The organism is Pseudomonas sp. Mb7, from assembly GCF_054790525.1.
The window spans coordinates 6,034,837-6,060,811 of the sequence record NZ_CP186501.1 but is presented as its reverse complement, the minus strand read 5'-3'; the positions used below and the strand labels follow the sequence as shown (position 1 = coordinate 6,060,811).

Here is a 25,975-nt window from a genome sequence, read left to right as displayed (position 1 = left end):
GAGCTGCCGAAGGCTGCGATCTTTCCGGCACGCGATTATATCGAGCCGAACGGAAAGTTACTCCAACGCTTTCCAGATATCCGTGGCGTACTCGCGAATCGTCCGGTCAGACGAGAACCAGCCCATCCGCGCCGTGTTGAGCACTGCCGAACGCCACCAGTTATTGGAATCGTGCCAATGCGCTTCAACGCGTTTCTGCGCTTCCCAGTAGGAGTCGAAATCGGCACAGACCAGGAAGCGGTCGTAATCCACCAGCGAATCGATCAGCCCGGTATAGCGCGAAGTGTCGTCCGGCGAGAACACCCCGCTGCGAATCGCTTGCAGCACATCGTTCAGACGATGCGACGCAGCAATGTCCGGCAACGCGCTGAACTCGTGGTTCTGCTTGCGCGCCTCCACCTGCTGAGCGCTGAGGCCGAAAATGAACATGTGCTCGGCACCGATGCGTTCGCACATTTCCACGTTGGCGCCGTCCAGTGTGCCAATGGTCAGCGCGCCGTTGAGGCCGAATTTCATGTTACTGGTGCCCGAGGCCTCGAAACCGGCGGTGGATATCTGCTCGGACAAGTCCGCCGCCGGAATAATACTTTCCGCCAGGCTGACGTTGTAGTTGGGCAGGAACACCACTTTCAGCATGCCGCGCACGGTCGGGTCGTTGTTCACCACCCGGGCGATGTCGTTGGTCAGTTTGATGATCAGTTTGGCCTGGTGATAACTCGCCGCGGCTTTACCGGCGAAGATCTTCACCCGTGGCACCCAATCGACTTCCGGCTCGGCGCGGATCGCCTGATACAGCGCCACGGTGTGCATCAGGTTGAGCAACTGGCGTTTGTATTCGTGGATCCGTTTAACCTGCACATCAAACATCGCCGCCGGATTGACCGCGATGCCCAAGCGTTCATGAATCAGATACGCCAAGGCTTTCTTGCTGTGCAGCCGTTGCTCGGCGAAGGCTTTGCGGAATGCGGTTTTCTCGGCGAACGGTTCGAGATCGAGCAGGCGCTCTTCGGGGTTATCCAACACCTCGGGACCCAGCGAGTCGACCAGCATCGAGGTCAGTTCAGCGTTGGCCTGGAACAGCCAACGGCGGAAGGTAATGCCGTTGGTTTTGTTGTTGATCCGCTCCGGATAGAGCTTGTGCAGTTCGGCAAACACGGTTTTGCGCATCAGTTGCGTATGCAGTCCGGACACGCCGTTGACGCTGTGCGAACCGAGGAACGCGAGGTTACCCATGCGCACACGGCGACCGTTGTCTTCTTCGATCAGCGACACCGCGCGCAGCACGTCGAAATCGTGAATGCCTTTGGCGCGCAGCGAGTCGATGTGCTGGGCATTGATCAGATAAATGATCTGCATATGTCGCGGCAGCATGCGTTCCATCAAGCCCACCGGCCAGGTTTCCAGCGCTTCCGGCAGCAACGTGTGGTTGGTATACGACAGCGTGTCGACGGTGACTTGCCACGCCGCATCCCACGCCACGTCGTAGACGTCGACCAGTTGGCGCATCAGTTCGGCGACGGCAATCGAAGGGTGCGTGTCGTTGAGCTGGATCGCCGCGTGATCGCCAAGGGTCAGCACCGAGGTGTGCATGTTGCGATGGCGGCGCAGCAGATCCTGCAAGGAAGCAGCGACGAAGAAGTATTCCTGACGCAAGCGCAGCTCCTGCCCCGCTTCGGTGCTGTCCGCCGGGTAGAGCACGCGGGAGATACTTTCGGCCCGGGCCACTTCGGCGACGGCGCCCAAGTGGTCACCGGCGTTGAAGCGCTCCAGGTGCAAATCTTCCATGGCGCGCGCACGCCACAGGCGCAGTGTATTGACGCTCGCCCCGCGCCAGCCAACGACCGGCGTGTCATAAGCGATCGCGCGGACAGTTTCTGCCGGCGACCAGACTTGTTTGGACTTGCCGGAGATGTCGGTGACGGTTTCGACGCTGCCGCCGAAGCCGATGGAGTAGACGACCTCTGGCCGCTCGAACTCCCACGGGTTGCCGAAATCCAGCCAGTGCTCGGTCTGTTCCTGCTGCCAGCCGTCGACGATGGCCTGGCGGAACAAGCCGTGTTCATATCGAATGCCATAACCGTGGCCGGCGATGCCGAGGGTCGACATGCTTTCCATGAAGCACGCGGCCAGACGACCGAGGCCGCCGTTACCGAGCGCTGCATCAGGTTCCAGCAAACGGATACGCTCCAGGTCGACACCGAGTTCAGTCAGCGCTTCACGGGCGACGTCGAGCAAGCCGAGATTGCTCAGGCTGTCGTAGAGCAAGCGGCCGATGAGGAATTCCAGCGAGAGGTAATACACCCGTTTCTGACCTTTGCGGTAGATCTGCCGGGTGTGGTCCATCCAGTGCTCGACCATATGATCACGCGCAGCCAAAGCGATGGCTTCGAACCAGTCATGGTCGAAGGCGTGGTCGGGGTCTTTGCCCACCGCGTAGGTGAGCTTGGTCAGGACGGCGTCGCGGAATGCGGCCACCTCTGCTTCGCGAACTAGTGGTTCTTGAGTCATCAATAGGACCTCGAGCGAGCGGGAATTGTCTGAGCCTAGACGGTCTGACCGACGGTCGCGGCGCTGGTTCGGCAGTTTTTCCTGAGACGGTGCGATGGCCCGGCATTACCCTGGCGGATGGGCTAATGAATGCAGGGGCCGTGCCGAATTTTCCGGCAAAGTGCCTGCATGGAGAAAAAATCTGGCGAAAGGTTGTTCAAAAATCCACCAGTCCCGGTATGATCGCGCGCCCTGATGCACACACGCCTGGTAACTCCCGATGATGAAGCCCAACCTGATTGCCGCCGCCGAGATCGATCGTCTCGATACGTGGGCGAAATATTCGGCCCCGATGTGCGGCTCCTGCATGTCCAGCTGCTGCACGCTGCCGGTCGAAGTAAAGATCAAGGATCTGGTGCGCATTGGCGTGGTCGACGAATTCGAACTGGGCGACCCGCCGAAGAACATCGCCAAGCGTTTACAAAAGGAAGGCCTGGTCGAGCGCTTCAATCAGAAGTCGGGGATCTTCACCCTGCAGCGCATGAGCAACAACGATTGCTACTACCTGGATCGTAAGAGCCGCTTGTGCACCATTTATGACAAGCGCCCGGACACGTGCCGCAATCACCCGAAGATCGGACCGCGTCCTGGGTATTGCGCTTATAAGCCGAAGGAAGTTGAGCGCGTGCAGAATTTCCGCGCGATCGAGAAGTTCTAAAAGCTGACCCTCATCGGAACGCCGCCCGCCCAGCCCTCTCCCGGAGGGAGAGGGAGCCGACCGAGGTGTCTTGCGACTGACATCGACCTGAAAAATATAGTCGATTGTAGATTCGGTACAGCCCCACCAAATCGATTATGGATTCAGCAGAATTCTTTCAAGTCGATGCATCTCATGAATATCCCCCATTCGGTCCCCTCTCCCTCTGGGAGAGGGCTAGGGTGAGGGGCTCTTGATCTTCAAGACCCAACCTGCGTTTCCCCCAGACAAACAAAAACGCCCCCGGTCTCGCGACCGGGGGCGTTTTTTTAAGCTCGGGCTAAATTACGCCTTGGCTTTCTTGGCAGCGCGGGTACGCTCGCTTTCGTCCAGGATCTTCTTGCGAAGACGGATGGACTTAGGAGTAACTTCGCACAGCTCGTCTTCCTGGATGTATTCCAGAGCCTGTTCCAGAGTGAAGCGAACAGGTGGTACCAGAGCGATGGTTTCGTCTTTACCCGAAGCACGCATGTTGTCGAGCTTCTTGCCTTTGGTCGGGTTTACACCCAGGTCGTTGTCGCGGCTGTTCTGACCAACGATTTGACCGTTGTAGATCTCCTGGCCGTGTTCTACGAACAGCTTGCCACGAGCCTGCAGGGTTTCCAGCGAGTAGGTCAGTGCCTTGCCGGTTTCAACCGAAACCAGAACGCCGTTCTGACGGCCGGACATGTGGCCCGACTTGACGGTGTCGTAGCGATCGAAGATCGAGGTCAGGATGCCAGCACCGTTGGTCAGGGTCAGGAACTGGTTACGGAAACCGATCAGACCGCGAGCAGGGATGTTGTATTCCAGACGAACACGGCCCTTGCCATCAGGAACCATGTTGCTCAGGTCGCCTTTACGCAGACCCATCTCTTCCATGACCTTGCCCTGAGCTTCTTCAGGGATGTCGATGGTCACGTTTTCGAACGGTTCTTGTTTAACGCCGTTCACTTCACGAATGATTACTTCAGGACGGCCCAGGGCCAGTTCGAAGCCTTCGCGACGCATGGTTTCGATCAGTACCGAGAGGTGCAGCTCACCACGGCCGGAAACCTTGAACTTGTCAGCGGTATCGCCTTCTTCAACGCGCAGTGCAACGTTGTACAGCAGCTCTTTGTCCAGACGGTCCTTGATGTTGCGGGACGTCACGAACTTGCCTTCTTTACCGCAGAATGGCGAGTCGTTTACCTGGAAGGTCATCGAAACGGTTGGCTCGTCAACGGTCAGAGGCTTCATCGCCTCGACAGTGTCCGGGTGGCACAGGGTGTCGGAGATGAACAGCGAGTCCATGCCGCTGATGCAAACGATATCGCCTGCTGCAGCTTCTTCAACGTCAACGCGGTGCAGACCGTGGTGACCCATCAGTTTCAGGATACGGCCGTTGCGACGCTTGCCGTCGGCACCGATCGCCACAACCGGGGTGTTCGGCTTGACGCGGCCACGAGCGATACGGCCAACGCCGATAACACCCAGGAAGCTGTTGTAGTCCAGAGCGGAGATCTGCATCTGGAACGCGCCGTCACGGTCAACGGCCGGAGGCGGAACGTGGTCGACTACCGCTTGGTACAGCGGGGTCATGTCTTCAGCCATGGCGGTGTGATCCAGACCGGCAATGCCGTTCAGGGCCGAAGCGTAAACAACCTGGAAGTCCAGTTGTTCTTCGGTCGCACCGAGGTTGTCGAACAGGTCGAAGATCTGGTCCAGAACCCAGTCCGGACGTGCGCCTGGACGGTCAACCTTGTTGATCACCACGATTGGACGCAGGCCGGCTTCGAAAGCCTTCTTGGTCACGAAACGGGTTTGCGGCATAGGGCCGTCTTGAGCGTCAACCAGCAGCAGAACGGAGTCAACCATCGACATTACACGTTCAACTTCGCCGCCGAAGTCGGCGTGGCCCGGGGTGTCCACGATGTTGATGTGGTAGCCGTTCCAGTTGATGGCGGTGTTTTTCGCCAGAATGGTAATACCGCGCTCTTTTTCCTGGTCGTTGGAGTCCATCACGCGCTCGTCGTTGAGCTCGTTGCGCTCCAGGGTGCCGGATTGACGCAGGAGTTTGTCTACCAGGGTGGTTTTACCATGGTCAACGTGGGCAATGATGGCGATGTTGCGTAGATTTTCGATCACTTGTGTATCTCGATCAGAGGATTCGGTTTGCTGACAAGTCTTGGCAGCGATTAGCAGTAGTGTCCGGCATGGCCGTTACAGCTTGACGGCGGTGTCGGGGGGCCGGTGACGCAGGCCACAGGCAAACAGCCCCGGGCACTTAGCTCGGTCGATAAACGCGCACATTGGCATGCCCCTCACTGAGCAAATGGTGAGCATGCAGGCGACTCATCACGCCTTTGTCGCAATACAGCAGGTACTGGCGAGTCGGATCCAGCTCCTTGAAACGAGCGTTCACTGCGTAGAACGGCATCGTCTGTACTTCTACGCCAGCGAGTTCCAGCGGCTCATCCTCGGCGGCATCCGGGTGACGGATGTCGATCACGATCTGACCGGCCAGTGCTTCGCTGACTTCTTCAATCTGTACGTCCTGGCCCAATTCGTCGATCACCCGATCGATCGGCACCAGTTTGGCGTTTTCGAGCGCACGCTCGAGCACCGCCATGTCGAATTCTTTCTCTTCGTGCTCAACGCGACCGCGTTTGGCGGCCGTCTTCGGATTGACCGAAATGACCCCACAGTACTCCGGCATGTGCCGGGCGAAATCGGCGGTGCCAATCTCGTTGGCCGTGTCGATGATGTCCTGTTTGTGCGCCACGATCAGCGGACGCAGGACCAGTTTGTCGGTCACGCAGTCGATCACCGACAGATTCGGCAGGGTCTGGCTCGACACCTGGGAGATCGCCTCGCCGGTAACCAGCGCTTCGATGTGCAGGCGATCGGCGATGTTGGAAGCCGCGCGCAACATCATACGCTTCAATACGACGCCCATATGACTGTTATCGACTTTGCCGAGAATTTCGCCCAACACTTCTTCGAACGGAACACTGACAAATAGCACGCGTTGCGAGCTGCCGTACTTCTTCCAGATGAAATGCGCGACTTCCATCACGCCCAATTCATGGGCACGACCGCCCAGATTGAAGAAGCAGAAGTGCGTCATCAGGCCGCGACGAATGATCTGGTACGCCGCAACGGTTGAGTCAAAGCCGCCGGACATCAATACCAGCGTCTGCTCCAACGCACCGAGCGGGTAACCGCCGATGCCGTTGTGCTGGCTGTGGATAACAAATAACCGTTTGTCGCGAACTTCGATGCGGACTTCGATTTCCGGCGCTTTCAGGTCAATACCGGCAGCACCACACTCACGGCGCAGCTTGCTGCCGACGTATTTTTCGACGTCCATCGAGCTGAAGGTGTGCTTGCCCGCGCGCTTGCAGCGCACCGAAAAAATCTTCCCGGCCAGTGCATCGCCATAGTGCTGTTTGCACTTCTCGGTGATGTCGTCGAAGTCGCCCAGCGGGTACTCGTCGATCTGCAGAAAGTGCGCGATGCCCGGCATGCAGGTCAGGCGCTCACCCATCTCTTTCAAGGCTTTGGGGTCGGTAACGCGGGTTTCCAACTCGAGATTGTCCCACACACCGTTCACCACCACGGCCGGGTCCAGGTCACGGAGCACGGTGCGGATGTTCTTGGCCAACTGGCGGATGAACTTCGTCCGGACAGGTCGGCTTTTGATGGTGATCTCGGGGAAGACTTTTACGATTAGTTTCATGAAAACAGCGCGCGAACGGCCAGCCGAAAAAGGGGGGCGCGGATTATAGCGGAAATTGCTCAAGGTTTAACCAGTTAATGTGCAGAAGGTTTTGCACGCACCAAAACAGGTCATTTCTGACTTAAGACGCTACATTAGAGGGCGAGATTTTCCGCAATCAGGTGCTTTGCACCTTTATAAGCGTGAATTTGGGGCAAAAAACCCATGCTGGGGCACTGGCATGCAATTTGCTCCCTTGTGAGGCAGGTTGCCTTGGCAGAGTATTCGCGCCGGCATCACCCAAATTCAAGGGCATCCACTACCAAGCCCGAAGCCACCCGGAGGACATATGTCGAAGACGGTTCAACTCATCAAAGATCATGACGTCAAGTGGATTGATCTGCGCTTCACGGACACCAAAGGCACTCAGCACCACGTGACCATGCCGGCTCGCGATGCGCTGGATGAAGACTTCTTCGAAGTCGGCAAGATGTTCGACGGTTCCTCCATTGCTGGCTGGAAAGGCATCGAAGCCTCCGACATGATCCTGATGCCGGTTGACGAAACTGCCGTTCTCGACCCGTTCACCGAAGACGCCACCCTGATCCTGGTGTGCGACATCATCGAACCTTCGAGCATGCAAGGCTACGACCGCGACCCACGTGCGATCGCCAAGCGTGCCGAAGAACACCTGAAAGCCACCGGTATCGGTGACACCGTGTTCGCTGGTCCAGAGCCAGAATTCTTCATCTTTGACTCGGTGAAATTCAAGTCGGACATCTCCGGCTCGATGTTCAAGATCTACTCCGAGCAAGGTTCGTGGATGTCCGACCAGGACATCGAAGGTGGCAACAAAGGTCACCGTCCAGGCGTCAAAGGCGGCTACTTCCCGGTTCCGCCGTTCGACCACGACCACGAAATCCGTACCTCCATGTGCAACGCACTGGAAGAAATGGGCCTGACCGTCGAAGTTCACCACCACGAAGTGGCAACTGCCGGCCAGAACGAAATCGGCGTCAAGTTCAACACCCTGGTGAAGAAAGCCGACGAAACCCAAACCCTGAAGTACGTTGTGCACAACGTTGCTGATGCATACGGCCGCACCGCGACCTTCATGCCGAAGCCACTGTACGGCGACAACGGTTCGGGCATGCACGTACACATGTCGATCTGGAAAGACGGCAAGAACACCTTCGCCGGTGAAGGCTATGCCGGCCTGTCCGATACCGCTCTGTACTTCATCGGCGGCATTATCAAACACGGTAAGGCCCTGAACGGCTTCACCAACCCGGCGACCAACTCCTACAAGCGTCTGGTACCAGGCTTCGAAGCTCCGGTAATGCTGGCCTACTCGGCTCGCAACCGTTCCGCTTCGATCCGTATTCCTTACGTGTCGAGCCCGAAAGCCCGCCGTATCGAAGCACGCTTCCCGGATCCGGCTGCCAACCCGTACCTGGCCTTCGCAGCTCTGCTGATGGCCGGTCTGGACGGTATCCAGAACAAGATCCACCCAGGCGACGCAGCTGACAAAAACCTGTACGACCTGCCGCCTGAAGAGGCGAAAGAGATTCCACAAGTTTGCGGCAGCCTGAAAGAAGCCCTGGAAGAGCTGGACAAGGGCCGCGCGTTCCTGACCAAGGGCGGCGTGTTCTCCGACGACTTCATCGACGCTTACATCGCGCTGAAATCGGAAGAAGAAATCAAGGTTCGCACCTTCGTACACCCACTGGAATATGAGCTGTACTACAGCTGCTGATCCGGTAGCGCTGCGTTACGTGGCGTGAGTGAAAGAGGCCTCCTTCGGGAGGCCTTTTTTATTGCCCGCGATTTATGGCGTCACGCAGATCCCTGGGAGCGAGCCTGCTCGCGAAAGCGTCGTATCCGTCACCATCACTGTCAATGACGCACCGCATTCGCGAGCAGGCTCGCTCCCACAAGGGATTTGTGGTGTCTGAATGATCTCTGGATGTTTGCCGGGTTGGGCCAACCGCCGCGTCTGGCCTATGCTGCACCCCATCGCTTTCAATCCCGGTCGATTTCATGGGTCGCACCTTTCTCTACATTCTGCTGCTGATCGCCCTGCCCGCCGCCGCGCAGATCTACAAGTACACCGACGCCAACGGCAACACGGTCTACAGCGATCACTCGCCCGATGGTGTGCAGGCGCAGCCGGTGGAGTTGCCGCCGCTTAACAGGGTCGAGCCGCAAACACCGAGCACACCGCCTGCATCCAGCACCGAAACCCGTGAGCCTGCGCGCAACGCCTACGACATTCTTGAACTCGCTGGTCTACCCACCGAAGAGGCCCTGCGCGCCAATAACGGCACGTTCACCGTCCAAGTGCTGATCAAGCCGCGTCTGCAACCGCCGCATCAGTTAAGGCTGGTATTGGACGATGAGCCTTACGGCCAGCCGAGCAACGTGCCGATCCTACAATTGGTGAACATTGATCGCGGCGAACATCGTCTAGCGGTGCAGGTGATTGACGGGCAGACGGTCATCCAGCAGAGCGCGCCAGTCCCTCTCAGCGTACAGCGGGTGCACAAGCCATGATTCGTGCGTGGCTGATCGCGGTGCTGGCGCTGCTCACGCTGCAAGCATCGGCTGAGGTGTTCACTTATATCGATGCCCAAGGCAATCGCGTCTACACCGACCAGCCGCGTGGCAATGCCAAGCGCGTACCGATCGCGACCAGCAATCGCATGTCCGCAAACCCCACCGTCGCCGTGCCGATCACGACTGCAAAAAAAACCCCAGAGCAACCGCCCTTCCACTACGACATGCTGCGCATTCTAGTACCTGAACCCGATGCAACGATTCGCAGCAGCGCCGGCGAAATCATCGTCAGCGTCACCAGCGAACCGGGCCTGCAAAAAGGTCATCGTTATCGACTGCTGCTGGATGGGCAAGCCACCGGCGAACCGGGGCTGAGCCCGGTCTTCCCGCTAAACAACATCGATCGTGGCAGCCACAATCTTTCGGTGGAAATCCTCGATGCCGAAGGGCGCACGGTGGAACGCACTGCCAACCAGCCCTTCCACATGCTACGCATCTCCCTCGCACAGAAACGCCAGGTCAAGCCGTGCACCACCGACGATTACGGCATCCGTCCGGAATGCCCCTTGAAAGACAAACCGCCCGAGACGAAAAACCCCTTTCTGCGTTTCTTCTAACGCCATTCAGCTTTGCGCACTATATTGGTGCACAAAACTGCACCGTACCCATATCTCAACCCATTTTGGTTCGAAAGTACCCGCGAGCGCTGGCCGACTGCCACGCAAAAGAGCGTCAAACGCCTGTTTCATTGGTTGAACGCTTCTTTTCGGAGCCTTGGTTTGGTTTTTGCATTTTCCCGATACCGACGCTTGTTACTTGCGCACGCTCCGCCCCCAAAAGAGGCTCTGATGACTATTAGCGACGCAATCCACCGTTTGCTGCTCGACAACCTGACCACCGCCACCATCCTGCTCGACGCCGAATTGCGCCTTGAGTACATGAACCCGGCGGCGGAGATGCTCCTCGCCATCAGCGGGCAGCGCAGCCATGGACAGTTCATCAGCGAGCTGTTCACCGAATCCACCGAGGCGCTCAATTCCCTGCGCCAGGCAGTGGAGCAGGCGCATCCGTTCACCAAGCGCGAGGCGATGCTTACCGCCCTCACTGGCCAGACGTTGACCGTGGATTACGCGGTGACGCCAATCCTCAGCAATGGCGCGACCATGCTCCTGCTGGAGGTCCATCCGCGTGACCGCTTGCTGCGGATCACCAAGGAGGAGGCGCAGCTGTCCAAGCAGGAAACCAGCAAGATGTTGGTACGCGGCCTCGCTCACGAAATCAAGAATCCGCTCGGTGGCATCCGCGGCGCCGCGCAATTGCTGGCCCGCGAACTGCCGGAAGAAAGTCTGCGCGATTACACCAACGTGATCATTGAAGAAGCCGACCGCTTGCGCAATCTGGTCGACCGCATGCTCGGCTCGAACAAACTGCCGTCGCTGGCGATGTGCAACGTTCATGAAGTGCTGGAGCGCGTCTGCCAACTGGTCGAAGCGGAAAGCCAGGGCTGCATCACCTTGGTGCGTGATTACGACCCAAGCATCCCCGACGTGCTGATCGACCGCGAACAAATGATTCAGGCGGTGTTGAACATCGTACGCAACGCGATGCAAGCGATCAGCAGCCAGAACGAATTGCGCCTTGGCCGCATAAGCCTGCGTACCCGGACCATGCGCCAGTTCACCATCGGCCACGTCCGCCATCGTCTAGTGACCAAGATCGAAATCATCGACAACGGCCCGGGGATCCCGGCGGAACTTCAGGAAACCATTTTCTTTCCCATGGTCAGCGGACGCCCGGACGGTACCGGACTCGGCCTGGCCATTACCCAGAACATCATCAGCCAGCACCAGGGCCTGATCGAGTGTGACAGCCATCCAGGCCACACCACCTTCTCGATCTTTTTGCCACTGGAACAAGGAGCCACATCGACATGAGCCGTAGTGAAACCGTGTGGATCGTCGATGACGACCGTTCTATCCGTTGGGTTCTGGAAAAGGCCTTGCAGCAGGAAGGCATGACCACCCAGAGTTTCGACAGCGCCGATGGCGTGATGAGTCGCCTGGCCCGTCAGCAGCCAGACGTGATCATTTCCGACATTCGCATGCCCGGTGCCAGCGGTCTGGATTTGTTGGCGCGGATTCGCGAGCAGCACCCACGGTTGCCGGTCATTATCATGACCGCTCACTCCGATCTGGACAGCGCTGTCGCCTCGTATCAGGGCGGCGCGTTCGAGTACCTGCCGAAGCCGTTCGACGTCGATGAGGCGGTCTCGCTGGTCAAACGTGCAAACCAGCACGCACAAGAACAGCAAGGCCTGGAAGTGGTGCCGGCACTGACGCGCACCCCGGAAATCATCGGCGAAGCGCCGGCGATGCAGGAAGTGTTTCGCGCCATCGGCCGCTTGAGCCACTCCAACATTACCGTGTTGATCAACGGCGAATCCGGTACCGGTAAAGAACTGGTGGCCCACGCCCTGCACCGCCACAGTCCGCGCGCGGCCTCGCCATTCATTGCGCTGAACATGGCGGCGATCCCCAAGGATCTGATGGAATCCGAGCTGTTCGGCCATGAGAAAGGTGCGTTCACCGGCGCGGCAAACCTGCGTCGCGGCCGCTTTGAACAGGCTGACGGCGGCACGCTGTTCCTCGATGAAATCGGTGATATGCCGGCCGACACCCAAACCCGTTTGCTACGGGTTCTGGCCGATGGCGAGTTCTATCGTGTGGGCGGCCACGTGCCGGTCAAAGTCGATGTGCGCATCATCGCCGCGACGCACCAGAATCTGGAAACCCTGGTGCACGCCGGCAAGTTCCGCGAGGACTTGTTCCACCGCCTCAACGTAATCCGTATCCACATCCCGCGCCTCTCCGATCGTCGTGAGGACATCCCGACCCTGGCCAAGCACTTCCTCAGCCGCGCGGCGCAAGAGCTGGCGGTGGAACCGAAGCTGCTGAAGAGCGAGACCGAGGAATACCTGAAGAACCTGCCGTGGGGCGGCAACGTACGTCAGCTGGAGAATACGTGCCGCTGGATCACGGTGATGGCGTCCGGGCGCGAAGTGCACATCAGCGACCTGCCGCCAGAACTGCTGAACCTGCCGCAGGACTCGGCGCCAGTGACCAATTGGGAGCAAGCACTGCGTCAGTGGGCCGATCAGGCCTTGGCGCGTGGCCAGTCGAGCCTGCTCGACAGCGCGGTACCGGCGTTCGAGCGGATCATGATCGAGACGGCTTTGAAGCACACCGCCGGGCGTCGTCGCGATGCCGCCGTTTTGCTGGGTTGGGGGCGCAATACCCTGACGCGCAAGATCAAGGAATTGGGGATGAAGGTCGATGGCGGGGATGATGATGAGGGGGATGAGGGTTAACGCTTGAGAATTGTTGTGTGCTCAGGATCCATCCCCCTCACCCCAGCCCTCTCCCCCAAGGGGTAGAGGGGGAAGGGAGCCGATTTATGTGATGTTCAAAATCTGAGTTCGGCTCGGTATTTCAGGTCGGTTTATTTTGACCGGGCAACTCGCTAAGTCCCCTCTCCCTCTGGGAGAGGGCTAGGGTGAGGGGCAGCCGTGCACCGCATCAATGCACAATGACCCGCGATCGCGCACAGCCGCATCTGCATCCTTCATTCTGAAAACACCGACAAAACCATTATCCAAGTACACAAAAGCCCCGAGTTCCGGGGCTTTCGTATTTCTGATCAGCTTTTTTGTTTCAGCAAATGAAAACCTGGCACGCCCCCTGCAATACCTCTTACAGGTGATTCGATTCACCACCCGTTTCGGGGACCTTGGTACAGGCAGGCCGGGGATTCCCCTCTTTACACCGGGCTCATCCGCAACGCGACGAGCCCACCCTTTTGGGATCCTTGGTACAGGCAGGCCGGGGGTTCCCTCTTTACACCGGACCGACGCTAGCAGCGAAGTCCATCCTTTTGGGAACCCTGATACAGGCAGGTCAGGGATTCCCGCTTTTATTACTCGCGGAGATGGATTTCCAGCCGCCAGCGGTCATCGACCTCACTGCCGACCCAATCGCCCTGCAGCGGCCGCGCCGCCAGCACCGTCAGCAACAACCCTCCGTCACTCGCTCGCGTCCGCCAGTTCACATCTTTGCCATTGAGCTTGAGCTGGCCCTTCTGCGCCGGGCCCTCAGCCTGAAACAGCAGCGCCACCGTGCCATCGATGATTTCGCCGTGCAGCTTGGGCTCGTTGTTGAACCACACCACCAACCCTTGATCCGTCACCTCGACCAGCTGCAACACCGTCGGATCCGGCGTGGTCAGGCGGCCGATCATCAAGCCAATCATCAAGCCGACAATTGCCAGCGAACCGATGACTCGCGGCAATAGTTTCGAACGGTTGTCCACAGGCGGCGTAGAATGCCGCTCATCTTTACCTTCGGAGCCGTGCATGTTTCACGTCATCCTTTTTCAACCAGAAATTCCGCCGAATACCGGCAACGTTATCAGGCTGTGCGCCAACAGCGGCTGCCACCTGCATTTGATCGAACCGCTGGGCTTCGAGATGGACGACAAGCGCCTGCGCCGTGCCGGTCTCGATTACCACGAATATGCCACGCTGCAACGTCACGCGGACCTGGCCAGTTGCCTGGAAAGCCTGGGCAACCCAAGACTGTTTGCGTTCACCACCAAGGGTTCGCGACCGTTTCATGATGCCGCGTTTGTTCCTGGCGATGCGTTCATCTTCGGCCCGGAAAGCCGTGGCCTGCCGCCGGAAGTGCTCGACGCGCTGCCGCCGGAACAGCGCCTGCGCCTGCCGATGCGCGAAGGCTGCCGCAGCCTGAACCTGTCCAACACCGTGGCGGTGGCCGTGTACGAAGCCTGGCGCCAGAACGACTTCAAGTAACACCACACCTGATCGTTCCCACGCTCTGCGTGGGAATGCAGCCCGTGACGCTCCGCGTCACTGGACGCGGAGCGTCCCCAGAGGCATTCCCACGCGGAGCGTAGGAACGATCAGCCAAGAAAAAAGCGCCTGTTACGGCGCTTTTTTCTTTGTAGCCCAGACCGTCTTACTGAACGGTTGGCGTCTCGCCGCTTTCCTGCATGCGCTGCAGCTCTTGCGCGTACAGAGCATCGAAGTTCACCGGGGCCAGCATCAGGGCCGGGAACGAACCACGGGTCACCAGGCTGTCCAAGGTTTCGCGCGCGTACGGGAACAGGATGTTCGGGCAGAACGCACCCAGGGTGTGGCTCATCGAAGCCGCGTCCAGGTTCTTGATCAGGAAGATACCGGCCTGTTGCACTTCAGCGATGAAGGCGACTTCTTCACCGTTTTTCACGGTGACGGACAGGGTCAGCACGACTTCGTAAAAATCACCTTCCAGCGCTTTCTGACGAGTGTTCAGATCCAGAGCGACCGCCGGATCCCACTGCTGGCGGAAGATCGCCGGGCTTTTCGGGGCTTCGAAGGACAGGTCGCGTACGTAGATGCGCTGCAAGGAGAATTGCGGTGCGGTTTCTTCTTCGCTGGCTGCAGTGTTCTGTTGGTCAGTCATCTCAGATCCTTATCGATCTTGGGTCTTTTAGGGAGTGCTGTACGTGGGTGCAGCCGTTCAGGCCTTGAGCAGCGCGTCGAGCTTGCCGGCGCGCTCCAGGGCATACAAATCGTCACAACCGCCGATGTGCTTGCTGCCGATCCAGATCTGCGGCACGGACGTACGTCCGGCTTTCTGGGTCATTTCAGCGCGCACTTGCGGCTTGCCATCGACCTTGATCTCTTTGAAGGCCACGCCTTTGTTCTCGAGCAGGTATTTGGCTCGCGAGCAATAAGGGCAGTAATCGCTGGAGTAGACGATGACTTCGCTCATATCACTTCACCAACGGCAGGTTGTCGCCTTTCCAGCTGGAAATACCGCCGGACAGCTTGGCGGCGGTGAAGCCGGATTTCATCAGCTCGCGGGCGTGGGTGCCAGCGGTCTGGCCCAGCGCGTCGACCAGAATGATGGTCTTGGCCTTGTGTTTTTCCAGCTCGCCGATACGCGCAGCCAGTTTGTCCTGGGGAATGTTCACCGCGCCAACGATGTGGCCGGCAGCAAAATCCTTGGCCGGACGGATGTCCACCACCACGCCTGCGTCTTTGTTGACCAACGCGGTCAGTTCGCCGGTGCTCAGGCTTTTACCGCCGCCCTGCATCGTGTGCGCCAGCAGCAGAGCCAGCAGTACGACGAAGATACCGACAAGAATGTAGTGGTTAGTGGCAAATTCAATCAGGTGAGCAACCATCGAAGGAGGTTCCAGGGCGTTAAAATGTCGGCCAGTATACACAGCCACTATGGTCGGCCAAACCCCGTCCGGCGGTGACGCGGTCGGAACTTAGCTTTAAACTCCAACTCCCTTTTCCATCGCCCTCTTCTTTATTAGCCACGAGTGGATTCCATGACTACCACGCCTAAACCTTTGGTCCTGATGATTCTCGACGGCTTCGGTCACAGCGACAGCCCCGAATCCAACGCCGTTTTTGCGGCGAAGAAGCCTGTTCTGGATCGCCTGTGGGCCACTGTGCCCAACGGCTTGATTTCGGGCAGCGGCATGGACGTCGGCCTGCCGGACGGCCAGATGGGCAACTCCGAAGTCGGCCACATGAACCTTGGCGCCGGCCGCGTGGTGTATCAGGACTTTACCCGCGTGACCAAAGCGATCCGCGACGGCGAGTTCTTCGAGAACCCGACCATCTGCGCCGCTGTGGACAAAGCCGTGGCCGCCGGCAAAGCCGTGCACTTCATGGGCCTGCTCTCCGATGGCGGCGTGCACAGCCACCAGGATCACCTGATCGCCATGGCCGAACTGGCCTTCAAGCGCGGCGCCGAAAAAATCTACCTGCACGCTTTCCTTGACGGCCGCGACACCCCACCGAAAAGCGCTGCGTCGTCCATCGAACTACTCGATGCGACCTTCCAGGCACTGGGCAAGGGCCGTATCGCCAGCATCATCGGCCGCTACTTCGCCATGGACCGTGACAACCGCTGGGACCGTGTGGCTCAGGCCTACAACCTGATCGTCGACGGCAACAGCGAATTCCACGCCGCCACTGCGCAGGAAGGTCTGGAGGCTGCTTACGCTCGCGGCGAGAGCGACGAATTCGTCAAAGCCACGACCATCGGTGAGCCGGTGAAAGTCGAAGACGGCGACGCCGTGGTGTTCATGAACTTCCGCGCCGACCGCGCCCGCGAGCTGACTCGCGTGTTCGTCGAAGACGACTTCAAGGATTTCGAACGCGCGCGCCAGCCGAAACTGGCCGGTTTTGTGATGTTGACCCAATACGCAGCGAGCATCCCTGCACCCTCGGCGTTCGCCCCGGGCAGCCTGGAAAACGTCCTTGGCGACTATCTGGCGAAAAACGGCAAAACCCAGCTGCGCATCGCTGAAACCGAAAAATACGCCCACGTGACCTTCTTCTTCTCCGGCGGTCGTGAAGAACCGTTCCCGGGCGAAGAGCGCATCCTGATCCCGTCGCCGAAAGTCGCCACCTACGACTTGCAGCCGGAAATGAGCGCACCGGAAGTCACCGACCGTATCGTCGAAGCCATCGAAAACCAGCGCTATGACGTGATCGTGGTCAACTACGCCAACGGCGACATGGTTGGTCATAGCGGTGTGTTCGACGCGGCCGTGAAGGCTGTGGAATGCCTTGATACCTGCGTCGGGCGCATTGTCGAAGCGCTGGAGAAGGTTGGCGGCGAAGCGCTGATCACCGCTGACCACGGCAACGTCGAGCAAATGGCCGATGAATCCACCGGCCAGGCGCACACCGCGCACACCACCGAGCCGGTACCGTTCATTTATGTCGGCAAGCGCGACCTCAAGGTCCGTGAAGGCGGCGTGCTGGCGGACGTGGCACCAACCATGCTGAAGCTGCTGGGCCTGGAAAAACCGGCGGAAATGACCGGCACGTCTATCCTGGTGTAATCCGTCCGATCAACCACCACAAAACCCTGTGGGAGCTGGCTTGCCAGCGATAGCAATCTGACAGCCAACATCTATGTTGAATGTGCAGACGCCATCGCTGGCAAGCCAGCTCCCACAGTGGTTTATGGAGTTTTCGAAATGGAATTCGGTGTATTGCTTGGTCCAGTTATCACACAGCCCCAATTGGGCGTTTTTTTTGCAGCCTCGGGCGGGCATACTAGGCCGTCCATTACCCTGGTGCCGCCCGCCTCTATGCTCCGCGTCCTGATCGCCCTCGCTCTGACCTGCCTGCTCCAACCGGCTTTCGCTGACGAGCGCACGCAAACCCAACAACAGTTGGACGCCACGCGTCAGGACATTGCCGAGCTGAAAAAGCTGCTGAGCAAAGTCCAGGAAGAAAAGTCCGGCGTGCAGAAAGAGCTCAAGGGCACTGAAACCGAGCTGGGCAAGCTGCAGAAGCAGGTCGACGCGCTGCAGAAAGAACTGCAGAAAAGCGAATCCGAGCTGCAGCGACTCGATGCAGAGAAAAAAAAACTCCAGAGCGCGCGCACTGAACAGCAGCGACTGATCGCCATTCAGGCCCGCGCGGCCTATCAGAACGGTCGGCAGGAATACCTCAAGCTGCTGCTCAACCAGCAGAATCCCGAGAAATTCGCCCGCACTCTCACCTATTACGATTACCTGAGCCAGGCCCGCCTGGAACAGCTGAAGAACTTCAACGAAACCCTGCGCCAACTGGCCAATGTCGAAAAAGACATTGCCGCCCAACAGGCGCAATTGCTGGTACAGAAAAGCAGCCTCGATACCCAGCGCGACGAACTGGAAAATGTCCGCAAGGAACGCCAGCAAGTGCTCGCCAAGCTTAACGATGACGTGAAGGCCCGCGACCAGAAACTCGCCGCTCGCGAGCAAGATCAGGCAGACCTGTCTAAAGTCCTTAAAACCATTGAAGAAACCCTGGCCCGCCAGGCCCGTGAGGCAGAAGAAGCGCGGCAGAAAGCGCTGATCGCCCAGCAGGAAGCGGAAAAAAAGCGTTTGCGTGAGGCGCAGGCTGAAAACAGCGACGCCCCACGAAAACCCGCCAGATCCACTCCCGGCGCGCTGGTCTCCAGCAGCGGCGAAACCTTCGGTGGCCCTTTTGCTGCAACCCGGGGAAAACTTCCGTGGCCGGTTGATGGTCGATTGTTGGCACGCTTCGGCGAATCCCGTGGCGACGACGCCCGCACCAAGTGGGACGGCGTAATGATCAGCGCCTCCGCCGGCAGCCAGGTGCATGCCGTACACGGTGGTCGCGTGGTGTTCGCCGACTGGCTGCGCGGCGCCGGGCTGCTGGTGATCCTCGATCACGGCAACGGTTTTCTGAGTCTTTACGGTCACAACCAGACACTGCTCAAGTCGGCCGGTGACGTGGTTAAAGCCGGTGAGTCCATCTCCACTGTCGGTAACAGTGGCGGCCAGGACACATCAGCGCTGTATTTCGCAATTCGTCAGCAGGGTCACCCGAGTGATCCAGCACAATGGTGCCGCGCGCAAGGATAAGCGTGCCGCCTAATTCAGGAGTTCGTTCGACATGCTGCATTTGTCCCGCCTTACCTCGCTGGCCCTGACGATCGCCCTGGTGATCGGCGCGCCTCTGGCGTTCGCCGCTCAACCGGCCCCGGCCGTCGCTCCGGCAGGCACTGCCGCGACTTCCAAGGCTCCGTTGCCGCTGGAAGAATTGCGCACCTTTGCCGAGGTCATGGACCGGATCAAAGCCGCTTACGTCGAGCCGGTGGACGACAAGACCCTGCTGGAAAACGCGATCAAGGGCATGCTCAGCAACCTTGATCCGCACTCGGCGTACCTCGGCCCTGAAGATTTCACCGAACTGCAGGAAAGCACCAGCGGTGAGTTCGGTGGTCTGGGCATCGAAGTCGGCGCCGAAGACGGTTTCATCAAAGTCGTCTCGCCAATCGATGACACCCCGGCGTCGAAGGCCGGCATTCAGGCCGGCGACTTCATCGTCAAGATCAACGGCCAGCCAACGCGCGGCCAGACCATGACCGAAGCCGTCGACAAGATGCGCGGCAAGATCGGCCAGAAAATCACCCTGACCCTGGTACGCGACGGCGGCACGCCGTTCGACGTGACCCTCGCCCGCGCGGTGATTCAGGTGAAGAGCGTCAAGGCGCAGCTGCTGGAAACCGGTTATGCGTACATCCGCATCACCCAGTTCCAGGTCAAGACCGGCGAAGAGGTTTCCAAGGCTCTGGCCAAGCTGCGCAAGGACAACGGCAAGAAGCTCAACGGCATCATTCTCGACCTGCGTAACAACCCCGGCGGCGTGTTGCAGGCAGCAGTGGAAGTGGTCGACCACTTCATCACCAAAGGCCTGATCGTCTACACCAAAGGCCGAATCGCCAATTCCGAACTGCGTTTCTCGGCCACCGGCAAAGACGAAAGCGAAGCCGTGCCGATGGTCGTGCTGATCAACGGTGGCAGCGCCTCGGCCTCGGAAATCGTCGCCGGCGCCCTGCAGGATCAGAAACGTGCGGTGGTCATGGGCACCACCAGTTTTGGCAAGGGCTCGGTGCAAACCGTGCTGCCGCTGAACAATGACCGCGCGCTGAAAATTACCACCGCGCTGTACTTCACGCCGAATGGCCGCTCGATTCAGGCACAGGGCATCGTGCCGGACATCGAAGTGCGCAAAGCCAAGATCACCAACGAGGCCGATGGCGATTACTTCAAAGAAGCCGACCTGCAAGGTCACCTGGGCAACGGCAACGGCGGCGCAGACAAGCCGACAGGTTCCGGCGGCAAGGCCAAGGCGATGCCGCAGGATGACGATTACCAATTGGCCCAGGCCCTGAGCCTGCTCAAAGGGCTGAGCATCACGTCCGGCCGTTGAGGATGTCTTTGCGTCTCCTCTTCGTTCTGTTGTGCTGTCTGGCGGGTGCTGCTCATGCAGAGCCCGCCAGCCCAAAGCCATACAAAGCCTATCTGACACTGATCATCGACGACCTGGGGCAGAACCTGCCCCGGGATCGCCGCGTGCTGGCCCTGCCCGGCCCGGTGACCACGGCGATCATGCCGGACACCCCGCACGCCACCGAGTTTGCCCGCGAAGCCCATCGCGCCGGCAAGATCGTTATCCTGCACATGCCCATGGACCCAGCCACCGGTCCCTATGCATGGCACCCTGAACTGCCCATCGAAGAGCTGGAAAAACGCCTCAACGCCGCGTTCAAAATGGTCCCCTACACTGCCGGCATCAATAACCACATGGGCAGCCGCATGACTGCGCAACCGGTGGCGATGGCCTGGTTGATGGGCGAACTGCAGCGTCGGCACAAGTTCTTCGTCGACAGCCGCACCAGCGCCCAGACCGTGGCGGCGCAGCAGGCGCAGAAGATCGATCTGGCCAGTGTCTCGCGGGACGTGTTTCTTGATGACGAGCGCACTGAGGCAGCGATCTACACGCAGTTGCAGACCGCGATCAGCCTGGCGCGCAAGCAGGGTTCGGCGGTGATGATCGGCCATCCCTATCCGCAGACACTGGCAGTGCTGGAGCGCGAACTGCCGAAGTTGAAGAGCCAGGGAATCGACTGGATCGATATCAAACAGATGATCAGCGTGCGCAGCAATCGCGCCATGGCCAGTCATGGTAAAGACGGGGTTTATCGGTAATACCCTGTGACGCTAGCACATACATAGTTACCACCCGGAAACCGTCCCCATTCCCGATAGTGCGACCTGCAACAGGTCGCGACGCCCTCGCGTCGCTTTCAACTATCAGGAATCATCATGACTATTGAAGACAACACCGCAGCGCATCCCATACCCATGGAACCGATCATGCAGGACAATCTGCTGATCAACTTCACCACGGAGTTTCACCGGGTCTGGAGCACTAACGGCTCAAAAGCCAAACCCGCCACATTCTGGCGCCCCACCCCTGCTCCGGATGCATTGCCGGGCTACTTTCCGCTGGGCGACGTGCTCTTTCCCGGCGACGCCAATATCAATGGCGAAATGGTCGCAGCAGTAGTCTGCGAGAAAGATATGGAAGGGTCCTTAAGCACTAAAGGAAAGGCACTGGCCCGCCCTGCCGATTTTGAACTGGTCTGGAAAGAAACCGGAGCGCCCAGTGTCACTCGCATGTCGATCTGGCGACCTCTGGCACCCGTCGGTTACGTCGCTCTGGGGCTCGTGTGCTCCAACGATCACTGCAAACCTTCGTTGAACTCGGTGCGCTGCGTCAGGCTCGACCTGGTCATAGCGGCGAACGTCGGTGATCTGATCTGGAATGACAAGGGCAGCGGTGCCAAGCTCAGTTTCAGCGCTTTTGGCATCGAACCTTCGACTGCCGCCGCAGGCGACATCCATTTTGCGCCCGGCACCTTCGTGGGCATCCAGGGCTACAGCAAGCCGGCAGCACCTTCGACGGCGTATGGCTTGCGCATGCAAATCCCGCTGCAAGTCAGCGCATCGCCGCAAATTCCGACCCTCACCGGTTACACGAAGCCCGCAGTGAACGAACCCGCCACCGTCACCCAGATTGCCCGCCTGCCTTGGTTCGCAGTGCGAGATCATGCTCATCCCGGCGAACAGTTTCGCAATTCGCCTTACTACGAACTGAAGAGAACTGACGAATATGTGCTCATTGGCCACGAGCGCAATGAATCGGACAAGTATCGGGCCGTTAAATGGACAGCACCACGTCTGCAGAACGCGGTGACAATGCGTATGTTCCATAGTTTTACCGCCATGGAAATCGTCAAAGCCTGGCCGACCGTGCCTCTCAGCGATATCCGCATGACAAAATTCTCGGCCTGCCTGCCAAAAAGTTTGACCCGCACTGAAACGTCTTCCAACGGTTGGAACGAGCTACGACCTCAAGTGGTGATTGCCATGGCGCCGAAGCAAACATCCGTCGCGGTTTATCAGATGCAAAGCCATTACGAGTTGGTACGGGAAGACGGTACTCAAGTGGCGGTCGACTTTGGTTATACCGATGATTCAAGCGTTCTGCTGACGCAATATCCGCCGGAGTTCGTCGAGCTCGCCAGCGCGTGTCCGCCGCTGACGACAGACACCCCGACAATATCTGGCACCGATGGCGCCAACGCTAAAGAGCAGCCATCATCGGGCCCGGATGTCGTTATAGATACCGCCCCATGATTTCGTCCACCACGCCTTCTTTGCGCAACTGATCCAGCGCAGCCTGAAGCTTGGCGACCACTTCGTCGGAGACGTCCTTGTTCAGCGCCAGATACAGTTCTGCACTGTTGAAACGCAGCACGGTCTTGAGACCGGTGACACCGTCCTGCCGCGCCAGATAACGCCCGGCAGGATCACCGGTGGCCCACAGGTCGATCTGACCATTGACCAGTTTCTTCGCGTTGTCCTGATCGCGCAGCACGACTATCGGCTTCAGACCTTGTTTGGTCAGTGTCTCGGCAATCGCATCACCCTTGTAGGCACCGACTTTGTACTGGCGCGCATCATTGAGGGTTTCGAGGGTGATCTTGCTGTCAGCCTTGGCCAGCATGATCCAGTCATCCGGACCGATCGGGCCGACCCATTTGAAGAGCTTTTCGCGGTCCGGCAGACGCGCCATCACGAAGGCGCCATAACCGGGATTTTCCAGAGCCAGTTTGTAGACGCGCTCCCAAGGAAAGCGCAGGGTCAGGCTGTAAGTGATGCCGGCACGCTGGAACACTTCGCGCACGATGTCGGTGGCGATGCCATTGATGTTCTCGCCTTGGGCGAAGTTCTTGCCGTTTTTCGCCATGTTATACGGCGGGAAATTTTCGGTAAGGAGCACCAGATCGGTGTCGGGACTGTTTTCGGCGCGGGCAGTGTTGATGAGCAACATCGATGCACTGGCGAGAACAAGAAGCAGGCGTTTGATCATGTCGGGCTACCGGAATCCATGGCGTGCCCAAGAGTGCCTTGGGTGCGCCATGCTGTCCACTGGCCTGTATGGTTTTCGATCCTGACCCGATTAAAAAGCATCAGCACGTGCTGACGTATCAAAAAAACAGCATGCGAAAGAACAGTTCTCAGCCGAATCAGAGATTTCTGCGGCCTTCACCGACCTCACATGTTTGACTTGCAGACAACAGCACTCACAACTAGTCACATTAGCCAGCACATACCGAACAGCACAACGAATTACACTCACCAGCGAAATACAGTTACTCCATTAATTCCTGAAATACGGTCAAGGATTGATCATGACTAATAAAGCCCGAATATTTTTTGCGTGCTCAGCAATAGCACTCACACTTCCATTGATCTCCTGTGCAGGCACCACAGCCGAAGCGCCGGAAGCAATTCTGCTAAGTAACGCGGGTGGCGACTTTAATCACTGGAACGGCATTGGCAAAATTTTCAAAGACGATAGACCTTATTGCAGCGCATTCCTGCTAGACACTCGCGAAACAGGCAAAGAAGCAAACGGGCCAGCTTACGTAATGACCAATGCGCACTGCACTTCCATCAGAGTCGGCACAATCGCTGACATTGCTTATCAAGGTCAGATACAGTTCAATTTTTTCCATGACACACTCGCGGACGCCAAGCGTTATGACATCGACAAGGTCAATTGGGCCAGTTTCGCCAGTACTGATATCGCTATATTGCAGTTAGGCACCTCACTGGACAGCCTGCTGAAAGACGGAATAACCCCACTCAAGCTCGCGGCGGCAGCACCACGCAACGTCAGTCAGGTGAACCTGGTAAGCGCGCCAGCCACTGCAGCCGGCTTGAGGCTTTCCACCTGCACACAAGAGCCGACCCACACAACCCTGATCAAGTATTTGAACATTCACACCGACTACCAAAAGCAGAACTGCAAAGGAATTGAGCCTGGCTCATCGGGCGCTCCGGTGATCGATGCTGAAACGGGACAAGTGACCGGCATATTATCCGGCACTACTTACGGTATTCCTTCGGATGACTTGTGTTTCTGGCATGGTCTGTGTGGAGATAAAAATACACAATCTCTATTGCCGCATCAGGCTAGCCAAAGTTTTCCTGTCGACTATCTGACTGCTTGTTTCGTTAATGGAACATTCCGTCTCGACACAGAAAACTGCGCACTCACTCCCAACTCAAACTTTCAGTTCAGATTAAACTCAAGAGCCATTACAGACATCGGACTGCACAAAACACCCAACAACACTAACCAGTCAGCGCCAAAATGGGATATCAATTTTTCCATGAGTACCGAGTTCTATCGCTTCAAGACTGTTCGTGATGCACAGGCTTGTTATTCACCTGACCACTACAGCGACCGAATCAGTACAACCAACGCAAAAGTGCAATCAGAAATTGGCCGAGAACCCGGACTGCATTATTTATGTTTGATTGGCGTGAACTCAATCGATCAACAAGCCGATAGCCGACTTCTTGGAAACGCCCAAATCCTGGCAGCAAGAGTCGTAACTCCCGTTCCGATGCAATTACCCGCGCCGACACTCACCATTGAGCCAGACGGCGATTATCTTTTTATAAAGTACCGCGAAGAGGCGGATCGCAATCTCTGGACCCGGATATACACGGGCCCGACAGAAGAAACCAATTGCTCCGAGATCAATCCTGAGCACTACAGCAAAGTCGACGACGGGTTTTACACCCCCGTTCAGGCGCTGCCATTGACGCTATGCAGTTACACGATGGATCGAAACCTGAGTGTTTCAGAGGTTCGGACTGATCAGCTTTACCCTACGCAATCCCGGATAGCAGAATGAGCCATGTGGCGGGTCTCGCTCGACGCGAAGTCCGCCACAGCACCGATGGCCATCTAACGCATCACGATCCCGCGATGCGCCATATAGGCCTTGGCTTCCTGCACGGTGTATTCGCCGAAGTGGAAAATACTCGCTGCCAATACGGCGCTGGCATGGCCCTCGAGAATGCCGTCAGCCAAGTGCTGCAGATTGCCGACGCCGCCGGAAGCGATCACCGGGATGCCCAGCGCATCGCTGATCGCGCGGGTCACGCCGAGGTCGAAACCGTTTTTCATGCCGTCCTGATCCATGCTGGTCAGCAGGATCTCACCGGCACCGAGGCCTTCCATTTTCTTCGCCCACTCGACCGCGTCGAGGCCGGTTGGCTTGCGCCCGCCGTGGGTGAAGATTTCCCAGCGCGGGGTTTCGCCCGGGCCGGAGACTTTCTTCGCGTCGATGGCGACAACGATGCACTGCGAGCCGAAATGCTGCGCCGCTTCACCGACGAACTCCGGGTTGAACACGGCAGCGGTGTTGATCGACACCTTGTCCGCGCCGGCATTCAGCAGATTACGGATGTCCTGCACGGTACGCACGCCACCGCCGACGGTCAGCGGGATAAACACCTGGCTGGCCATGCGCTCGACAGTATGCAGCGTGGTGTCGCGACCATCGACGCTGGCGGTGATGTCGAGAAAGGTAATCTCGTCGGCACCCTGCTCGTCATAACGACGGGCGATTTCCACCGGGTCACCGGCGTCACGAATGTTTTCGAACTTCACACCTTTGACGACCCGGCCGTTGTCCACGTCCAGGCAAGGGATGATGCGTTTGGCCAGCGCCATGGTCAGT

The 25,975-nt window shown here is 58.4% G+C and carries 22 protein-coding genes; 13 read left to right on the top strand and 9 right to left on the bottom strand.

The features are described from left to right. Window positions 1–57: 57 nt before the first annotated feature. Entirely contained in the window at window positions 58–2,508 is a 2,451-nt protein-coding gene (locus tag ACOYXH_RS27470; RefSeq protein WP_460410107.1) for a glycogen/starch/alpha-glucan phosphorylase, read from the bottom strand. A 259-nt stretch (window positions 2,509–2,767) separates the two neighbouring features. Between ACOYXH_RS27470 and ACOYXH_RS27465 the strand changes: the two genes are divergently transcribed. After that, a complete protein-coding gene (locus ACOYXH_RS27465; protein WP_025110918.1) occupies window positions 2,768–3,205 on the top strand; it encodes a YkgJ family cysteine cluster protein in 438 nt (145 codons plus the stop codon). A gap of 324 nt (window positions 3,206–3,529) precedes the next feature. Here the strand turns inward: ACOYXH_RS27465 and typA are convergent, their stop codons facing one another. Both typA and thiI read right to left on the bottom strand, forming a co-directional pair. After that, window positions 3,530–5,350: a translational GTPase TypA gene (typA, locus tag ACOYXH_RS27460; protein WP_095047173.1), complete on the bottom strand. Its 1,821-nt coding sequence runs from the start codon at window positions 5,348–5,350 to the stop codon at window positions 3,530–3,532. A gap of 139 nt (window positions 5,351–5,489) precedes the next feature. Further along, complete coding sequence (gene thiI, locus ACOYXH_RS27455) at window positions 5,490–6,944, bottom strand: tRNA uracil 4-sulfurtransferase ThiI (protein ID WP_095047172.1); 1,455 nt, start codon at window positions 6,942–6,944, stop codon at window positions 5,490–5,492. Window positions 6,945–7,272: 328 nt separating this feature from the next. Between thiI and glnA the strand changes: the two genes are divergently transcribed. The 5 genes from glnA to ntrC all read left to right on the top strand — a co-directional run bounded on the left by glnA (window position 7,273) and on the right by ntrC (window position 12,846). Then, a complete protein-coding gene (gene glnA, locus ACOYXH_RS27450; RefSeq protein WP_007909254.1) occupies window positions 7,273–8,679 on the top strand; it encodes a type I glutamate--ammonia ligase in 1,407 nt (468 codons plus the stop codon). 284 nt (window positions 8,680–8,963) lie between these two features. Beyond that, on the top strand, window positions 8,964–9,476 hold the full coding sequence (locus ACOYXH_RS27445) for a DUF4124 domain-containing protein (RefSeq protein WP_320413764.1): 513 nt from the start codon (window positions 8,964–8,966) through the stop codon (window positions 9,474–9,476). Continuing rightward, the gene (locus ACOYXH_RS27440; protein WP_460410106.1) at window positions 9,473–10,096 is read left to right on the top strand and encodes a DUF4124 domain-containing protein; all 624 of its coding nucleotides are present in this window, start codon (window positions 9,473–9,475) and stop codon (window positions 10,094–10,096) included. Before ACOYXH_RS27445 ends, ACOYXH_RS27440 begins: the two co-directional genes overlap by 4 nt. A gap of 231 nt (window positions 10,097–10,327) precedes the next feature. Next, a complete protein-coding gene (gene glnL / locus ACOYXH_RS27435) occupies window positions 10,328–11,413 on the top strand; it encodes a nitrogen regulation protein NR(II) (RefSeq protein WP_095047169.1) in 1,086 nt (361 codons plus the stop codon). Next, on the top strand, window positions 11,410–12,846 hold the full coding sequence (gene ntrC / locus ACOYXH_RS27430) for a nitrogen regulation protein NR(I) (RefSeq protein WP_007909238.1): 1,437 nt from the start codon (window positions 11,410–11,412) through the stop codon (window positions 12,844–12,846). Before glnL ends, ntrC begins: the two co-directional genes overlap by 4 nt. Before the next feature lie 605 nt (window positions 12,847–13,451). On the opposite strand, the gene ACOYXH_RS27425 is transcribed toward ntrC, so the two are convergent. Next, entirely contained in the window at window positions 13,452–13,889 is a 438-nt protein-coding gene (locus ACOYXH_RS27425; protein WP_460410105.1) for a hypothetical protein, read from the bottom strand. Here ACOYXH_RS27425 and ACOYXH_RS27420 point away from each other — a divergent pair. Next, on the top strand, window positions 13,888–14,343 hold the full coding sequence (locus tag ACOYXH_RS27420) for a tRNA (cytidine(34)-2'-O)-methyltransferase (RefSeq protein WP_007909235.1): 456 nt from the start codon (window positions 13,888–13,890) through the stop codon (window positions 14,341–14,343). The two genes, ACOYXH_RS27425 and ACOYXH_RS27420, sit on opposite strands and share 2 nt — an antisense overlap. A gap of 166 nt (window positions 14,344–14,509) precedes the next feature. Here the strand turns inward: ACOYXH_RS27420 and secB are convergent, their stop codons facing one another. The 3 genes from secB to ACOYXH_RS27405 are packed head-to-tail and all read right to left on the bottom strand — an operon-like array spanning window position 14,510 to window position 15,722. Next, on the bottom strand, window positions 14,510–14,995 hold the full coding sequence (gene secB, locus ACOYXH_RS27415; RefSeq protein WP_007909233.1) for a protein-export chaperone SecB: 486 nt from the start codon (window positions 14,993–14,995) through the stop codon (window positions 14,510–14,512). Between the two features lie 57 nt (window positions 14,996–15,052). Beyond that, on the bottom strand, window positions 15,053–15,307 hold the full coding sequence (gene grxC, locus ACOYXH_RS27410) for a glutaredoxin 3 (RefSeq protein ID WP_038359971.1): 255 nt from the start codon (window positions 15,305–15,307) through the stop codon (window positions 15,053–15,055). Between the two features lies 1 nt (window position 15,308). Beyond that, window positions 15,309–15,722 carry a rhodanese-like domain-containing protein gene (locus ACOYXH_RS27405; RefSeq protein WP_083367280.1) on the bottom strand — a complete coding sequence of 138 codons (414 nt, stop codon included), beginning with the start codon at window positions 15,720–15,722 and terminating at the stop codon, window positions 15,309–15,311. Window positions 15,723–15,875: 153 nt separating this feature from the next. Here ACOYXH_RS27405 and gpmI point away from each other — a divergent pair, with 153 nt between their 5' ends. The 5 genes from gpmI to ACOYXH_RS27380 all read left to right on the top strand — a co-directional run bounded on the left by gpmI (window position 15,876) and on the right by ACOYXH_RS27380 (window position 22,568). Further along, window positions 15,876–17,405, top strand: coding sequence for a 2,3-bisphosphoglycerate-independent phosphoglycerate mutase (gpmI, locus tag ACOYXH_RS27400; RefSeq protein WP_095047167.1), 1,530 nt, complete (start codon window positions 15,876–15,878; stop codon window positions 17,403–17,405). Between the two features lie 252 nt (window positions 17,406–17,657). After that, complete coding sequence (locus ACOYXH_RS27395) at window positions 17,658–18,944, top strand: murein hydrolase activator EnvC family protein (protein WP_095047166.1); 1,287 nt, start codon at window positions 17,658–17,660, stop codon at window positions 18,942–18,944. Between the two features lie 31 nt (window positions 18,945–18,975). Beyond that, a complete protein-coding gene (locus ACOYXH_RS27390) occupies window positions 18,976–20,295 on the top strand; it encodes a S41 family peptidase (protein WP_095047165.1) in 1,320 nt (439 codons plus the stop codon). A 2-nt stretch (window positions 20,296–20,297) separates the two neighbouring features. Continuing rightward, entirely contained in the window at window positions 20,298–21,074 is a 777-nt protein-coding gene (locus ACOYXH_RS27385; protein ID WP_460410104.1) for a divergent polysaccharide deacetylase family protein, read from the top strand. Window positions 21,075–21,191: 117 nt separating this feature from the next. Then, window positions 21,192–22,568: a Vps62-related protein gene (locus ACOYXH_RS27380; RefSeq protein WP_460410103.1), complete on the top strand. Its 1,377-nt coding sequence runs from the start codon at window positions 21,192–21,194 to the stop codon at window positions 22,566–22,568. Here the strand turns inward: ACOYXH_RS27380 and ACOYXH_RS27375 are convergent. Then, window positions 22,549–23,304, bottom strand: a complete 756-nt coding sequence (locus ACOYXH_RS27375; protein WP_460410102.1) for a substrate-binding periplasmic protein — start codon at window positions 23,302–23,304, stop codon at window positions 22,549–22,551. The two genes, ACOYXH_RS27380 and ACOYXH_RS27375, sit on opposite strands and share 20 nt — an antisense overlap. 322 nt (window positions 23,305–23,626) lie before the next feature. Here ACOYXH_RS27375 and ACOYXH_RS27370 point away from each other — a divergent pair, with 322 nt between their 5' ends. Further along, window positions 23,627–25,144, top strand: a complete 1,518-nt coding sequence (locus tag ACOYXH_RS27370) for a S1 family peptidase (RefSeq protein ID WP_095047161.1) — start codon at window positions 23,627–23,629, stop codon at window positions 25,142–25,144. 53 nt (window positions 25,145–25,197) lie between these two features. On the opposite strand, the gene hisF is transcribed toward ACOYXH_RS27370, so the two are convergent. Then, entirely contained in the window at window positions 25,198–25,968 is a 771-nt protein-coding gene (gene hisF, locus ACOYXH_RS27365; RefSeq protein WP_007897430.1) for an imidazole glycerol phosphate synthase subunit HisF, read from the bottom strand. Window positions 25,969–25,975 lie beyond the last annotated feature (7 nt).